Here is a 14,817-nt window from a genome sequence, read left to right on the forward strand (position 1 = left end):
TGCCGCTGTTCTAACGCCCCTGCGTCCGCAGGACACCAGCCTGTGGAAGCCAGCCTCATCGTTTCAGGCACGCTGTGTTGGCGGCCGCCGTGGTTCAGTTGTGAAGGAAGGCAGGCAGGGAACGCATCACCTTCCCGCGTAGTCATGCTGCATGGTGACGGTGTAGCCAATAGCGCCAGAAGTCTTCTGCCGCCTGCTTTCAATCAACGCGCGCAGTCGGAGGCGATTGCCGCTTCCGCACGGCGCATCTCCGCGGCGCGGGTCGCGTCGTCCATGAAGGCGCGCTCGCCCTGGGCGTTCACCTGGCTCACGAGCTGGCCCGACGACAGCATGGCCTGCTGCTGGCGCGCGCGCTGGCAGTTCTCTGTGCGGGCCTTGGCCTGGCGTTCCTCGTCGGCCTTCTTGCGAGCGGCCTCGGCGGCGTCCGCCTGTGCTTTGCGCTGCTGCAGCTCCGGGTCGGAGGCCGGCAGCCGCGGCGCCGCTGCTGCGGAGGCAGATGCCGGTGCGCCGGGCGCGTCGGCAGCGGCATTGGCCGCCTGCGGGCGGGGAGGCGGCGGGGCGCCCCCCGGCTGCTTCAGGATGTTCTTTGCGGGCACGTCGGTCGGTGGCGGTCGGTCGCTGAATACCTTGCGCCCGTCCTTGTCGATCCATTGCCATTGCGCCGAAGCCCCCAGCGCCCAGGAGCAGGCGCAGGCGAGCACGAGAAGCCGGTGGAGTTTCATGCGGCCAGTGTAGCGCCCGGCCTCCGGCCGCGCCATCGCGCCGGCAAGACCCGGCGCGGCAGGGGACGCGGCCCGGCAGGTACAATCGTTTTTTTGGAGCGAATCTCATGCGCCTTCTAGGAAAAGCGCTCACCTTCGACGATGTGTTGCTGGTGCCGGCGTACTCCCAGGTCCTGCCCAAGGACACGTCCCTCGCGACGCGACTCTCCCGCAATATCTCCCTGAACCTTCCCCTCGTGTCCGCCGCCATGGACACCGTCACCGAGGCGCGCCTGGCCATCGCCATCGCGCAGGAGGGCGGCATCGGCATCGTGCACAAGAACCTCACGGCGCAGGAGCAGGCGGCCCACGTCGCCAAGGTCAAGCGCTATGAATCCGGCGTGGTGCGCGACCCCGTCGTCATCACCCCCGAGCACACGGTGCTGCAAGTGCTGCAGATGTCCGAGCAGCTCGGCATCTCGGGCTTCCCCGTGTGCGACGCGGGCAAGGTGATCGGCATCGTCACGGGGCGCGACCTGCGCTTCGAGACCCGCTACGACGTCAAGGTGCGCGACATCATGACGCCGCGCGAGAAGCTCATCACGGTGAAGGAGGGCGCGACCGCCTCCGAGGCCAAGGCGCTGCTCAACAAGCACAAGCTCGAGCGCCTGCTGGTCATCAACGACGCGTTCGAGCTCAAGGGCCTGATCACCGTCAAGGACATCACCAAGCAGACCAGCTTCCCCAACGCGGCGCGCGACAGCAATGGCCGCCTGCGCGTGGGCGCGGCCGTCGGCGTGGGCGAGGGCACCGAGGAGCGTGTCGAGGCACTGGTCAAGGCCGGTGTCGATGCGATCGTGGTGGACACGGCCCACGGCCACAGCAAGGGCGTGATCGACCGCGTGCGCTGGGTCAAGCAGAACTACCCGCAGGTGGACGTGATCGGCGGCAACATCGCCACCGGCGCGGCGGCGCTCGCGCTGGTCGAGGCCGGCGCGGACGGCGTCAAGGTCGGCATCGGCCCCGGCTCCATCTGCACCACCCGCATCGTGGCGGGCGTGGGCGTGCCGCAGATCATGGCCATCGACAGCGTGGCCACGGCCCTGCGCGGCACGGGCGTGCCGCTGATCGCCGACGGCGGCATCCGCTACTCGGGCGACATCGCCAAGGCGCTGGCTGCAGGCGCGAGCACCGTCATGATGGGCGGCATGTTCGCCGGCACCGAAGAGGCGCCCGGCGAGGTCATCCTGTTCCAGGGCCGCAGCTACAAGAGCTACCGCGGCATGGGCTCCATCGGCGCCATGCAGCAGGGCTCGGCCGACCGCTACTTCCAGGAATCCAGCACCGGCAACCCGAACGCCGACAAGCTGGTCCCCGAAGGCATCGAAGGCCGCGTGCCCTATAAGGGCTCCATGGTCTCGATCGTGTTCCAGATGGCCGGCGGCGTGCGCGCTTCCATGGGCTACTGCGGCTGCGCCACCATCGAAGAGATGAACAACAAGGCGGAGTTCGTCGAGATCACCACGGCCGGCATCCGTGAAAGCCACGTGCACGACGTGCAGATCACGAAGGAAGCTCCGAACTACAGAGCGGACTAGAGCACAACCCCCTGAGGCGCTTACGCGCCTTCCCCCTTCTCTCGAACGGCTGCGCCGTTCGGGAAGGGGGACGCAGCCGGTGCGGCGGGGCGGCCCTTGCACGGCTGCTCTGGCCTGGGGCCGCGGGGGCTTCGGGTGCCATGACGAATTCAAGGCTCTGGGCTCTCGGCTCTGGGCTATTCTGGTCTGATTGCCAGGGTCTGGTCGGTTTGGTAAAGTCTGGTCTGAATTCTTGTTCAGGCCAGACTTTTCTTTTTTCCGGAAGCCTTTCGCGCATGCAGACCGTCGGCATCTACGAAGCCAAGACCCGCTTTTCCGCGCTCATCGAGGCGGTGGAGCAGGGCGAGGAGGTGCGCATCACCCGCCATGGCAAGGAGGTGGTGCGCATGCTGCCGGTGCGGCGCCGGCCGGTGATCACCGACGAGCAGATCGCGCGCGAGCTGGGGCAGATCGATGCGCTGCATGCCAGCATCCGTGCAGCGACCCAGGACACGGCGGCGCCGGCCCTGCGCCGCAGCGGACGGAGCACCGCCGCATGACCATGTCCACCACTGCCTTCGTGCTCGACGCCTCCGTGACCGCCGCCTGGCTGCTGCCCGATGCGGCCAGCGAGCATACGCGGCGCCTCTATGCCCGCATCCGCCGCGACGAGGTCGAGCCGCAGGCACCGAATCTCTGGCAGTGGGAATGCGGCAACCTGATCGCGAGCGGCGTGCATGCCGGCCGCATTCCTGCAGGCTCCGTCGAGGGGCTCTGGGCCGTGCTCGAGGCCATCCGCCACCGGGTGGAGCTGCACGAACTGGCGCCCGCGCAGCACAAGGCCGTGCTCGATGTCGCGCTGGACACCGGCCTGCCGGTCTATGACGCCGCCTATCTCTGGCTCGCGCGCTCGCTGCGCCTGCCGCTGGCCACGTTCGATACCGCCCAGGCCGAGGCCGCAACGCGCACCGGCGTGGCGCTGCTCGACCTGTCCACGTTCTGATCCCTCACGATTTCCCACCCTTTCCCTTTCCGCCCACCGTTCTCCCCCGACCACCATGCAACACCAGAAGATCCTCATCCTCGACTTCGGCTCCCAGGTCACCCAGCTCATCGCGCGCCGCGTGCGCGAAGCCCATGTGTACTGCGAGGTGCATCCCTGCGACGTGAGCGACGCCTGGGTGCGCGAATACGCCGCCGACGGCGCGCTCAAGGGCGTGATCCTCTCGGGCAGCCACGCCAGCGTGTACGAGGAGACCACCGACCGCGCGCCGCAGGCCGTGTTCGAACTGGGCGTGCCCGTGCTGGGCATCTGCTATGGCATGCAGACCATGGCGCAACAGCTCGGCGGCAAGGTCGAGGGCGGCCACAAGCGCGAATTCGGCTATGCGGAAGTGCGCGCCCACGGCCACACCGCGCTGCTGAAGGACATCGCCGACTTCACCACGGCCGAAGGCCACGGCATGCTCAAGGTCTGGATGAGCCACGGCGACAAGGTCGCCGAGATGCCGCCCGGCTTCAAGCTCATGGCCTCTACGCCCAGCTGCCCGATCGCCGGCATGGCCGACGAGGCGCGCCGCTTCTACGCCGTGCAGTTCCACCCCGAGGTGACGCACACCGTGCAGGGCCGGGCGCTGCTCGACCGCTTCGTGCTGGGCATCTGCGGCGTGCAGCCGGACTGGGTCATGAAGGACCACATCGCCGAAGCCGTCGAATCCATCCGCGCCCAGGTGGGGGATGAGGAAGTCATCCTCGGTCTCTCGGGCGGTGTCGATTCCAGCGTGGCCGCCGCACTCATCCACCGCGCCATCGGCGACCAGCTCACCTGCGTGTTCGTGGACCACGGCCTGCTGCGCCTGAACGAAGGCGACATGGTCATGGACATGTTCGTGGGCAAGCTGCACGCCAAGGTCGTGCGCGTGGATGCGAGCGAGCTCTTCCTGCGCGAACTGGCCGGCGTGAGCGACCCGGAGCAGAAACGCAAGATCATCGGCCGGCTGTTCGTGGACGTTTTCAAGGCCGAAGCCGCCAAGCTCACCGCCTCGGGCGCATCGAAGAAGGAGAAGGGCGCCACCTTCCTGGCCCAGGGCACCATCTACCCCGACGTGATCGAATCCGGCGGCGCCAAGAGCAAGAAGGCCGTCACCATCAAGAGCCACCACAACGTCGGCGGCCTGCCGGAGCAACTGGGCCTCAAGCTGCTGGAGCCGCTGCGCGACCTGTTCAAGGACGAAGTGCGCGAACTCGGCGTGGCCCTGGGCCTGCCGCACGAGATGGTCTACCGCCACCCCTTCCCCGGCCCGGGCCTGGGTGTGCGCATCCTGGGCGAAGTGAAGAAGGAATACGCCGACCTGCTGCGCCGCGCCGATGCGATCTTCATCGAGGAACTGCGCAACCACGTGGACGCCGAAACCGGCAAGACCTGGTACGACCTCACCAGCCAGGCCTTCACCGTCTTCCTGCCCGTGAAGAGCGTCGGCGTGATGGGCGATGGCCGCACGTACGACTACGTCGTCGCCCTGCGCGCCGTGCAGACCAGCGATTTCATGACCGCCGACTGGGCCGAGCTGCCGTACGCGCTGCTCAAGAAGGTGTCGGGGCGGATTATCAACGAAGTGCGCGGGATCAACCGGGTGACGTACGACGTGTCGAGCAAGCCGCCGGCGACGATTGAATGGGAGTGAAATCGGGTCCTTCGCGGACTATCGCCAGCTATCGAAAAATCGCCGCAACATGTTGATCTGAAAGGTTAAAAGTTGTGGCTGCTATCGGTGACTATCGCCGCCTAGCAGAAAAATTTGACGGTATAGGTGACGGTAAAAAAAGCGGCCGGATTCAGTCGTTCTCATTCACTATCCAGACTTATACCGTCTTTGACGGTAAAAGTTTTCTCGGAAAAGCTTGTTTCATGCGGCTTTCCGGGCATCAGCAGGCCTCCAGGTCCCTGACGGTAAAAGCCGTCGGAAAAACCGGAGAAAACGTCGATGCTGACCGATGCTGCGCTACGAAATTTGAAGCCCAAGGCCAAGCCCTACAAGGCTTCTGACCGCGATGGGCTTTACGTGACGGTATTGCCGAGTGGTACCGTCACCTTCCGCTACGACTACCGCCTCAATGGCCGCCGCGAGACCTTGACCCTGGGGCGCTATGGCGCTGGCGGTATCTCGCTGGCGATGGCGCGCGAACTGCTGCTGGAGGCGCGCAAATCGGTTCAGGCAGGCGTCTCGCCTGCGATCGAGAAGCAGCGGGCCAAGCGGCGGGTTACCGCCATCAAGACCTTTGGGGCGGCGATGGATGCGTGGCTGGCCAATGCCAGGTTGGCCGACAGCACGCGCGCCATGCGCAAGCACATCATCGACCGGGACATCCTGCCGGTCTTCCGCCACCGCCTGCTGACCGAGATCCAGGCGGATGACCTGCGGGCTCTGTGCAACAAGGTCAAGGAGCGTGGTGCGCCGGCGACCGCGGTCCAGATCCGGGACATCGTCAAGCAGGTCTATGTCTATGCCATCGCCCAGGGCGAGAAGGTAGAGAACCCGACGGATAGCGTCAGCGCTTCATCGATCGCCACCTTCACACCCAAGGACCGCGCTTTGTCGCCGCTGGAGATCAGGCTGATGCTGCAACAACTGGAGTCGGTGGCGACCTATCCGACGATCAGGCTGGCGTTGCGTCTGGTTCTCCTGACGCTGGTTCGCAAGAGCGAACTGATCCATGCCACCTGGGACGAGGTGGATTTCGAGCGGAAGACCTGGACGATTCCCAAGGCGCGGATGAAGGGGCGCAATCCGCACGTGGTCTACCTGTCGAAACAAGCGCTCGACATCTTCGTGACGTTGCATGCGTGCGCGGCGGGTTCGAGGTTCGTTTTCCCGTCCCGATACGATGCGGAGCGCTGCATGTCCAATGCGACGTTGAACCGGGTGACGCAACTCATCGTCGAAGAAGCCAGGGGCAAGGGCCTGCCGTTGCAGCCGTTCACCGTTCATGACCTTCGACGGACAGGCTCGACGCTATTGAACGAAATCGGATTCAACCGCGACTGGATCGAAAAGTGCCTTGCGCACGAGGATGGGCGCTCGTCGCGGTCCGTCTACAACAAGGCCGAGTACGCCGAACAGCGGCGTCACATGCTGCAGGAGTGGGCCAACCTGGTCGGTGCCTGGGAACAGGGACAGGACTACGTTCCGAAGCTAGTCCCGAGGAACGTGGTCGTGCCCGGATTGAGTGCAGTGGCATGATCGTGTCTTGGTTGTCACTTGACAACTTTGTTTGTCGCCACCACACTGGAGGCCGTTGATGGTCCGCCCCTCCCATCCGAAGAAGGAAGTCGAGGAGGCGCTCCGGCATGCCGAGGGGCAGGGCTGGCGTGTCGAGGTTGGCGGAAGCCATGCGTGGGGGCGGATCTATTGCCCCTACAACGACCAGGAGTGCCGCTGCGGCGAGTTCTGCATCACCAGCGTGTGGAGCACGCCGAAGAATCCTGGTAACCACGCACGCGCCTTGCGGCGCGTCGTGGACAACTGCACCACGCACCGCCGCCAGCGCGATGCTGGCGTGGGTGTCCAGGAGTAACGCAATGGAATACACCTTCACCCTGAAGTACCAACTGGCTGACGAGGACCGCGGCATCGATGCGCTGGTCGAGCGCTTGGGCGAGGCCGGCTGCGACGATGCGCTGGTCGGCATTGGGCAGCCGGGGCGCCTGGCGCTGGAGTTCACGCGCGAGGCGGCCGATGCCGGCGAGGCGGTGCGTAGCGCGTTGGCCGATGTGCGCGCCGCGGTGCCTTCAGCGCGGCTGATCGAGGTGGCTCCGGACCTAGTGGGGTTGACCGACGTGGCCGAGATCGTGGGCGTGTCGCGGCAGAACATGCGCAAGCTGATGCTTGCGCATCCTGGAAGCTTCCCGGCCCCGGTGCATGAGGGCAGCACGTCGATCTGGCATCTGGCCGACGTGCTGGCTTGGCTGCAGGATCGCGGAGGTTATGCGCTGGCGGAGAATGTGCTGGACGTGGCGCGTGTGGCAATGCAGGCAAATGTGGTGAAGGAGCGTCTGCGACTGCCGAAGGCAGCAGCGAAGGAACTGGATGCCTTGGTGGGATGAACGGCTCGGCGCTCGACTAGTTCGTTACCCTACTGTGCCCCGAGTTGCACGCTCTTGACCCATAGATCGGTCGTCAAATTGGGCATGACAAACCACTGGCCTCCGGCCGTGCCTCGTACCATCGGTTCGAAGGAAGGGTCCGCGTACATCGTTCTTATCTCTCCAGAGAACTCGTCGCGACAGCCGGCGACCTCGACCTGGAGATCCACCTTGATCGTGGTGCTGCTCGCGGATGTGTCACGGATGCTGCTGATAGTCCAATGCAGCACGCGTAGCCCCTTTAGTTCTTTGCGAAGTTGCCCCGCACGATAGGCTACCGAGCGTTGAGGGTAGTCGACGTTTAGCGCAGCAAGCGCTCCGTAGTTGGATTTTTTCAAAAGCTGCAAGTACTTGGCGGCAATCGCTTCAGGAATCGTTTCGTCGCCCAGATCTGCGCATGTTTCATCTATGGCCAAGCTGGTGCGGTCAGGTCTGGGTTGCCACGATTCGAACGCCGCCCTGAGCTCTGCTGTTCGGCGCATGGAGGCGGCAATCTCACTGAAGCTGCCGGGCCGCTGCTCCTCTTCTGCCCGGGCAAGCCGCTGTGCTTCGTCCTTCATGCTGACGAAGTAGTCCACTGTAGCCTGTAGCAGATTGAACGCCTTCGCCGCGACGATGGGATGTCCGTAGTTCGGGTTCAGTCCATGGACTACGCCATGCCTAAACGGGGCGTCTATAGCGTCCTCACTGAGCTTACGTCGCGTCGCTCCGAGAACCTTCAGCGCTTCTGCTAACCCGCCTGTACCGCTAGTCTGGGTATCAAAGACTTCTGCGTCTGCGCCGCCAGAAAACGGATGCTTACCAGAATTTGTAGTGCAAATCCCGTCGATGATGATGAGTGTGAGAGCAACGGTGCTGAGCCAATCCTCTACCTTGCACCGCTCGATGGCGCGCTCGTAGATCGCTGCCCAGGGTTGGAACTGGGCCGAATGGAATCTGTAGCCCAACACCTGCAAGGTTTGCTCGTCGAGATGGTGCTGAGTGAGGAGTTGCTCTCCGTGCTCAACACCGCACTTGGCTAGTTCTGCGAGAACCTGCGACGACATACGGTCGTAGTTCGCCCATCCGAGCGGCACGTAACGCTCGGAGAACAGCGAAATATTCATTTTTATTTCCTGGACGATCGCGAATCGGGATTCCACTTCGCGCCAGCTTTCTCGCACCTTGGGGCTGAAGAGGCCGGCGACCCTGGCCATGAGGCGCATGGCCGGTAGTTGAGCCGATATGTGGTCGTAGGGAGTCTTAGGTGGCATGTTTTCATCCCCGATCGTCGGCGACCGGCGGTGCCAAGGCGGTGGTCGCGCCGACTTCTTTATGTCCTCCTAGGCTGGAAGTGATCCTTAATTCCTCGGCTATCCTACAACATACAAGTTGAGGTTAGACGATTGGTGTCTACGAATCCATCCAGCTGTTCGCGCGGAATCAGCGCTATCCTGACATCAAGGGGGCGTTCAAATTCGACGCGCTGTTTTCGATCGACGGGAATGCAGTCGACGCCAGCTAAGCAGCTCGATGCCATGAATGGCCAGCGAAAATTAAAGGGAGTTCATCGTGAAGCTACAGGCCTATCGGCTACAAAACTATCGCAGGCTGCGTGACGTCGTCATCGAACTCGATGATGAGATATCTATCTTTGTCGGCGCCAACAACAGCGGGAAGACGTCTGCTGTCCAAGGGCTGTATTCGATGCTCCGTGGCGATGCCAAGAAATTCGAAATCTTTGATTTTAGTGCGGCGCTATGGGCTGAAATCGACGCAATCGGAGTGTCGAACCCAGGGGATGAGGAGGCGCCAAAGAAGTTGCCATGCATCCTCTTGGATCTTTGGTTCCGCGTCGATGAAGATGATCTCGCCACTGCGATGCCGCTGCTTCCGAGTACTGAGTGGGACGGCAAGTGTGTTGGAATCCGTGTGGCGTTCGAGCCTCGTGATGATCACGAGCTAGTCGGTCGGTTCCATGATTTGCATCAGAAGGCTAACAACGCGGCGATTGCGATGGCTGCCAAACGTAAAGCCGCTGGTTCCTCTGGAGCCGACGTGGAGACAGGTCATGGGGTCGAGGGATCGGCAGAGGTCAGCGAATACAAGCCTTGGCCGGAAAGCCTGACGAAGTACCTCACAAAAGAACTTAGCAAGGAGTACACCTTTCGTTACTACGTACTTGATGAGCGGGCCTTCGACGGTTGTCTGCCCGTAGACGCCAACTACGAGCCACTCCCCTTAGGAAAAGAGCCCGGCGGCGCGGCCATTCTCAAGTCGCTAGTCAAGGTGGACTTTCTACGGGCGCAGCGGCACCTTGATGATCCGGATGCTGGCAGTTCCGACCGCGCCGAAAGCCTTTCGCGGCGCCTAAGTCGGTTCTACCACCGTAATCTTGAGAAGCGTGGCGACGACCACGCTGCTCTCGAAGCACTTGATACCTCGGAGAGGGAGTTGAACTTCCACCTGAAGGAGGTTTTCAGTGATACTCTCAAGCGCCTAGCTAAGCTCGGTTATCCAGGAGTTAATAACCCCGAGATCGTTATTCGGGCTGCATTGGATCCGACCACTGTCATGGGGCAAAACGCCAAGGTTCACTATATGGTTCCAGGCGCTGCAACCGCTCATCTTCCTGACAGCTATAATGGTCTTGGGTTCAAGAACTTGGTCTACATGGTGGTTGAATTGCTCGATCTGCACGAGCAGTGGAAAGCTGACGAAGACAAGCGGGCTCCGCTACATTTGCTCTTTATTGAAGAGCCTGAAGCCCACTTGCATGCGCAGATTCAGCAGGTATTTATCAGAAATGTTTTGCGTTTGCTTGAGGATGCCAACGACCATTCGACGTTTTTCCATACGCAACTCGTCATCACCACGCATTCCCCGCACATACTTTACGAGCGTGGCTTCTCGTCCATCCGGTACTTCCGCCGCGTCAGCGACCAGTTGGATCATCAAACGAACGTACGAAATCTGTCCCTCTTCAAGACGAGCGATACCGACGCTCCAGGACGCGAGTTCCTGCAACGGTATTTGAAGCTGACACACTGTGACCTATTTTTTTCCGATGCGGTCATCCTGGTGGAAGGCAACGTCGAGCGTTTGCTCTTGCCTGCGATGATTGAGTTGGCTGCCAAGCGCCTGCGTTCCTCTGCCCTGACCATTCTCGAAGTCGGAGGCGCGTTCGCGCACCGCTTCCAGGAACTTATCGCCTTCATTGGGCTCACGACATTGGTCGTGACAGACCTTGACAGTGTGATAGTCAAGGCGGATGACGAGAACGCCGCCGCACAAACCATCGGCGCTGGCGACACCGTGGACGATGACGACGACTTGAAACCATTCGAGGTCGAGGACGACGACGCAACACAACCAAGCGGAAAGAAGAAGTCCAAGAAGCGCGGCAGCACCTGTCACGCGCACGTGGATGGTGCTGTAACGTCCAACCAGACCCTCATCAGCTGGATTCCAAGGAAGCGCTCCGTAGCCGAGCTCTGGGAAGTTACAGCGGAGCAGAAGACGTTGTCGCTGGCAGAAGGGTCCAGTGCAGCGGTCCGCGTGGCCTATCAGACAAAGGTCTCGGTGACGGTGGGTTCGGTGACTGCGCAGCTCTGCGGCCGTACGCTTGAGGAGGCCTTTGGCCTTGAGAACGCCGATTGGTGTCAGGCTGAGGCGAACCGGGCCGTCGGCCTCAAGCTGAAGTGCGCACCGAACAGTCCCGAGGAACTGGCTGAAAAGTTGCATGACAGGGTGGTCGGCAAGAACTTCGACAAGACCCGATTTGCGCTGGAGGTCCTCGCAAGTGGGCCGCTCAATGGCTGGAAGGTTCCCACGTACATCGCCGAAGGTTTGGCCTGGCTTGAGGCGAAAGTGGCCCATGAGCTTGAGGCGGATGCGGCCATCGCCAGCGAGGTTGCGACAATCGAGCCGAATGCGGCCGGTACTATCTCTGTTATTGCTGGCGCGGAGCAGACAGCATGAGCAGGCGAGTCGATAGCCCGGATACCGATGCGGATCGCGAGATCCACGCCTGCATTGCGGCAATGCCTCCGCAGCCCTTCGTTGTTCGTGCAGGCGCAGGTTCTGGCAAGACCACCTCTCTCATCAAGGCGCTGGACTGGGTGGTGTCTGAGCACGGCGCCAGCATGCGGGCAAAGAAGCAGAAGGTCGCCTGTATCACCTACACAGACCTCGCTGCGAATGAAATGCTGGCGGACGTCAACTCCAATCCGTTGGCTCATGTTTCGACTATCCATAGCTTCTATTGGGCCATTGCCAAGACGTTTCAGGCCGATATCAAGATCTGGCTGAATAACGAAATCCGCAGGCGGATTTCTGAACTGGAAGAAGATTCTAAAAACTACAGTTCGCGCGTTCGGCAGGCCACGCGAGACAGGAACCAGGCGGATCAAGATCGCTATGCCCGAAACTTGGAAGCCCTGGGCAGCGTCAAGACGTTCAATTACGGCGTCGGCAGTGACTATGCGAAGGGCATACTTGGCCACGAAGACATCCTTCAGTTCGCTGATTTCCTACTCCAGAATCGCCCACTGTTCCGACGTGTCGTAGCGCTGAATTACCCGTTTGTGTTCATTGACGAGAGTCAGGACACATTCCCGAGCGTGGTCAAGTCCTTCAGGGAAGTTGAGGCCCAGATGCGGGGTAAATTCTGCCTCGGTTTTTTTGGTGACCCGATGCAGTCGATCTTCATGAGAGGCGCTGGGGACATCGCGCGCGAAGACCATTGGCGAGCCATTACAAAGCCGGAGAACTTCCGCTGCGCCAAGCAGATCCTGGACGTCGCCAATGCCGTGCGCGCGCATGGCGACGGCATGAAGCAAGTCCGCGGGCTGCACGAAAAGATCGATGGTGAGCTCAAGCTCGTGGAGGGCTCGGCCAGAATGTTCGTCTTGCCGAACACGTTGAACCGAAATGAGGCTCTGGCAAGGGTCCGAGAATGGAGTGCGGCAGCGAACAACGACGAGGGATGGACTACCCCAGATCTTGCGGTCAAGATCCTTGTTATCGTGCACCGAATGGCCGCAAGCCGGCTGGGTTTTGGCGGCATCTACTCGGCTCTGAACGACAAGACGTCGGATGCCATGAAGCAGGGGATGCAGGACGGTACCGGCTGGCCCGTTCGGCCCTTCCTCAGTTTCGCGCTGCCAATAGTTGCAGCGATGAGCGCCGGCAACGAGTTCGCCGCGATGAATCTGCTCCGGGAATTCAGCCCTCGCCTAAAGCCTGGCACGCTGACCGGCCGGCGTGTTGCGGGCGTTTTGCGTGAGCTGCGCACAGCCGTTTTGAGACTAGTCGCTATGCTGGATGAGGCCGGAACCACTGTTGGGGACATAGCCATCCATCTCCGCGACTCAGGCCTATTCGATTTTGACGAGCGTTATGAGCGGGTGCTTGGTTTCGTCCAGGACATTAGTGACGTTGCTCAAGAAGCAGAAGCCGCCGATACAGCCCCTGTCGAGGGACGGTCCTTGGACGCGGCGATGGTCAAGTTCTTACGGTGCGCAGCACAAGAGCTTCGCCCATACGAACGATACGTCTCTGAAGACTCACCCTTTGCTACGCAGCATGGCGTGAAGGGCGCTGAGTTCGACCGCGTTGTTGTGGTGATGGACGAGGACGAGAGCGACTATCGAACGTACAACTACGAGCGGGTCTTTGCCAACGCTGATGCCCGTGCTGCAGATCGTGCACAAGCCCAGAATGGTGATGAAAACACTTGGAGCCGAACGCTGCGGTTGTTGTATGTCTGTTGTACTCGCGCCAAGCGAGGACTGGTGCTGACTTTTTTTGTTGCCGACCCGGCGACCGCCGTAGAAAACGTTGTGTCGAGCGGGATTCTGCCGAGGAGCGCGGTCTTCACGCAGGATGCGCTGGCTGCCCAAGCCATTCGGTAGCTGGTACACCATTTATACGTGCCTGAACAGCTCGGCAAAGTCCAGCTTACTGGACAAAGCCTTCGGGGAACCTCTCAAAACCCGGCCACTCCCTTGTTCACCGACAAGACCTGAGCCGTCCTCTTTGCCATGATCTCTCCTCGCAGCGCCTTGAAGTTCGATCTGTTTGCGAGGCGTCGCGCCAGCATAAGAGAGATGAAGTGGGCGATCCGTTGCAGGTGATCGCGCGGCACATCGACTTCGCCGAGCTGGCGCGGCTGGTGGATGCACTCATCGAGCGCGGCGATGGCCGCAAGGGTGGTCGGCCGGCCTATCCCATCGAGGTGATGGTGCGCATCCTAGTCTTGAAGCGCCTGTACAACCTGTCGGACGAGCAGATGGAATACCAGTTGCTGGACCGGGCGAGCTATCAGCGCTTTTGTCTGCTGCAAGACGCGATGAACGTGCCGGACCGCAACACGATCTGGCGCTTCGGCGAGCGGCTGGGCGTTGACGGGGCGACGGCGTTGTTCCAGGGTGTGGATGCGCAACTGCACCGCCATGGCTATATCGCCCGGGGCGGACAAGCCATCGATGCCACGCTGGTGCCCGCGCCCCGCCAGCGCCTGGACAGGCAGGAACGCGAGGCCCTGGCCGAAGGCAGAACGCCCGATTGGAGCGAGGCCGAGCGCCGGCAAAAGGATGTGGCCACGCACACGAAGAAGCACGGCAAGGGCTACTTCGGCTACAAGCTCAGCGTGAGCGTGGACCTCAAGCACGGCTTCGTCCGCAGGATCGCCACGGGCACGGCCAGCGAGCACGACGGGCACCACTTCGATGAGGTGCTGGACATGCGCAACAACGGGCGTGCAGTGCATACGGACAAGGCCTACGCGAGTCGGCAGCGCCAGCAGCTACTCAAGGTGCTGGGCTTGGTGGACGCGATGCAACGCAGGGCCCGGCCGGGCAAGCCCCTGAGCTAGTGCCAGCAAAGGCGCAACCAGCGTATCGCAAAGAAGCGTGCCAAGGTGAAGCATGTGTTTGCCGGTCTCCGTCACCTGGGCGGCAAGTTCGTTCGCACGATCGGACAGACCCGCGCCACGGTGGGCATGACGATGATGGCCGCCTGCTACAACCTCAAGCGCCTGGCGTCGTTCCTGCATCGGCAAGTGGATGCATTCTTCAAACCCGAAAGCGGCACCTGCAAGGCACAGGTGCGCCCGCGTACGGCGAACGCATGAGCCGCTGGGGCCGAAAGGCCCCTGAGTACGGGGATCGGCCCCCCAGGGCAGTCGCTATCGCGCTCCCGAAGCAGGTGAATGTGTGCGGATAGCCTTGATGCTGGGCTCGGATCAGGGGTTGTGAGAGGTTCCCTTCGCTCAGCTACAGTTCGCGCAAATGTTGCACACCAAGATCGCCTGCTCGCCGCGAGCATATTTACGGCTGTATCGTTCTTGTCATCGCATTGCATTTACTCATGGGTCGGTCCCATGAGGTAGCGAGACTCGATGGCTTACGTTTTG

At 61.8% G+C, this 14,817-nt stretch carries 11 protein-coding genes and 1 pseudogene; 10 read left to right on the top strand and 2 right to left on the bottom strand.

Translation table 11 applies throughout. The features are described 5' to 3' along the window. Window positions 1–203: 203 nt before the first annotated feature. The gene (locus tag ACAV_RS09250; protein ID WP_041829098.1) at window positions 204–722 is read right to left on the bottom strand and encodes a DUF4124 domain-containing protein; all 519 of its coding nucleotides are present in this window, start codon (window positions 720–722) and stop codon (window positions 204–206) included. A 107-nt stretch (window positions 723–829) separates the two neighbouring features. On the opposite strand from ACAV_RS09250, the gene guaB reads away from it, so the two are divergent. The 7 genes from guaB (at window position 830) to ACAV_RS09285 (ending at window position 7,382) form a co-directional block, all read left to right on the top strand. Continuing rightward, window positions 830–2,299 carry an IMP dehydrogenase gene (gene guaB / locus ACAV_RS09255; RefSeq protein ID WP_013594303.1) on the top strand — a complete coding sequence of 490 codons (1,470 nt, stop codon included), beginning with the start codon at window positions 830–832 and terminating at the stop codon, window positions 2,297–2,299. A gap of 275 nt (window positions 2,300–2,574) precedes the next feature. Next, on the top strand, window positions 2,575–2,838 hold the full coding sequence (locus ACAV_RS09260; RefSeq protein ID WP_013594304.1) for a type II toxin-antitoxin system Phd/YefM family antitoxin: 264 nt from the start codon (window positions 2,575–2,577) through the stop codon (window positions 2,836–2,838). A 2-nt stretch (window positions 2,839–2,840) separates the two neighbouring features. After that, window positions 2,841–3,281, top strand: a complete 441-nt coding sequence (locus ACAV_RS09265; RefSeq protein WP_026431879.1) for a type II toxin-antitoxin system VapC family toxin — start codon at window positions 2,841–2,843, stop codon at window positions 3,279–3,281. Window positions 3,282–3,336: 55 nt separating this feature from the next. After that, complete coding sequence (gene guaA / locus ACAV_RS09270; RefSeq protein WP_013594306.1) at window positions 3,337–4,962, top strand: glutamine-hydrolyzing GMP synthase; 1,626 nt, start codon at window positions 3,337–3,339, stop codon at window positions 4,960–4,962. Between the two features lie 300 nt (window positions 4,963–5,262). Continuing rightward, window positions 5,263–6,519 (top strand): tyrosine-type recombinase/integrase, encoded by a 1,257-nt coding sequence (locus tag ACAV_RS09275; protein WP_013594307.1) that lies wholly within the window; start codon window positions 5,263–5,265, stop codon window positions 6,517–6,519. A 58-nt stretch (window positions 6,520–6,577) separates the two neighbouring features. Then, window positions 6,578–6,853 carry a hypothetical protein gene (locus ACAV_RS09280; RefSeq protein ID WP_013594308.1) on the top strand — a complete coding sequence of 92 codons (276 nt, stop codon included), beginning with the start codon at window positions 6,578–6,580 and terminating at the stop codon, window positions 6,851–6,853. A gap of 4 nt (window positions 6,854–6,857) precedes the next feature. Next, window positions 6,858–7,382 (top strand): helix-turn-helix transcriptional regulator, encoded by a 525-nt coding sequence (locus tag ACAV_RS09285; protein WP_013594309.1) that lies wholly within the window; start codon window positions 6,858–6,860, stop codon window positions 7,380–7,382. A gap of 29 nt (window positions 7,383–7,411) precedes the next feature. On the opposite strand, the gene ACAV_RS09290 is transcribed toward ACAV_RS09285, so the two are convergent. Then, window positions 7,412–8,617 (bottom strand): hypothetical protein, encoded by a 1,206-nt coding sequence (locus tag ACAV_RS09290; protein WP_218918160.1) that lies wholly within the window; start codon window positions 8,615–8,617, stop codon window positions 7,412–7,414. A 355-nt stretch (window positions 8,618–8,972) separates the two neighbouring features. Here ACAV_RS09290 and ACAV_RS09295 point away from each other — a divergent pair, with 355 nt between their 5' ends. The 3 genes and pseudogenes from ACAV_RS09295 to ACAV_RS09305 all read left to right on the top strand — a co-directional run bounded on the left by ACAV_RS09295 (window position 8,973) and on the right by ACAV_RS09305 (window position 14,535). Then, window positions 8,973–11,381, top strand: coding sequence for an AAA family ATPase (locus ACAV_RS09295; protein ID WP_013594311.1), 2,409 nt, complete (start codon window positions 8,973–8,975; stop codon window positions 11,379–11,381). Next, window positions 11,378–13,315 (top strand): ATP-dependent helicase, encoded by a 1,938-nt coding sequence (locus tag ACAV_RS09300; RefSeq protein WP_013594312.1) that lies wholly within the window; start codon window positions 11,378–11,380, stop codon window positions 13,313–13,315. The genes ACAV_RS09295 and ACAV_RS09300 overlap by 4 nt, the downstream gene beginning before the upstream one ends. 132 nt (window positions 13,316–13,447) lie before the next feature. Beyond that, window positions 13,448–14,535 (top strand): annotated as a pseudogene (locus ACAV_RS09305) (IS5 family transposase). Window positions 14,536–14,817 lie beyond the last annotated feature (282 nt).

The sequence above is a fragment of the Paracidovorax avenae ATCC 19860 genome (genome assembly GCF_000176855.2).
Classification (GTDB): Bacteria; Pseudomonadota; Gammaproteobacteria; order Burkholderiales; family Burkholderiaceae_C; genus Paracidovorax; species Paracidovorax avenae.

What these genes read in the sequence shown, in the direction of transcription:
- ACAV_RS09250 (WP_041829098.1), bottom strand. Translation starts at nt 722, where the DNA reads ATGAAACTCCACCGGCTTCTCGTGCTCGCCTGCGCCTGCTCCTGGGCG.
- guaB (WP_013594303.1), top strand. Translation starts at nt 830, where the DNA reads ATGCGCCTTCTAGGAAAAGCGCTCACCTTCGACGATGTGTTGCTGGTG.
- ACAV_RS09260 (WP_013594304.1), top strand. Translation starts at nt 2,575, where the DNA reads ATGCAGACCGTCGGCATCTACGAAGCCAAGACCCGCTTTTCCGCGCTC.
- ACAV_RS09265 (WP_026431879.1), top strand. Translation starts at nt 2,841, where the DNA reads ATGTCCACCACTGCCTTCGTGCTCGACGCCTCCGTGACCGCCGCCTGG.
- guaA (WP_013594306.1), top strand. Translation starts at nt 3,337, where the DNA reads ATGCAACACCAGAAGATCCTCATCCTCGACTTCGGCTCCCAGGTCACC.
- ACAV_RS09275 (WP_013594307.1), top strand. Translation starts at nt 5,263, where the DNA reads ATGCTGACCGATGCTGCGCTACGAAATTTGAAGCCCAAGGCCAAGCCC.
- ACAV_RS09280 (WP_013594308.1), top strand. Translation starts at nt 6,578, where the DNA reads ATGGTCCGCCCCTCCCATCCGAAGAAGGAAGTCGAGGAGGCGCTCCGG.
- ACAV_RS09285 (WP_013594309.1), top strand. Translation starts at nt 6,858, where the DNA reads ATGGAATACACCTTCACCCTGAAGTACCAACTGGCTGACGAGGACCGC.
- ACAV_RS09290 (WP_218918160.1), bottom strand. Translation starts at nt 8,617, where the DNA reads ATGGCCAGGGTCGCCGGCCTCTTCAGCCCCAAGGTGCGAGAAAGCTGG.
- ACAV_RS09300 (WP_013594312.1), top strand. Translation starts at nt 11,378, where the DNA reads ATGAGCAGGCGAGTCGATAGCCCGGATACCGATGCGGATCGCGAGATC.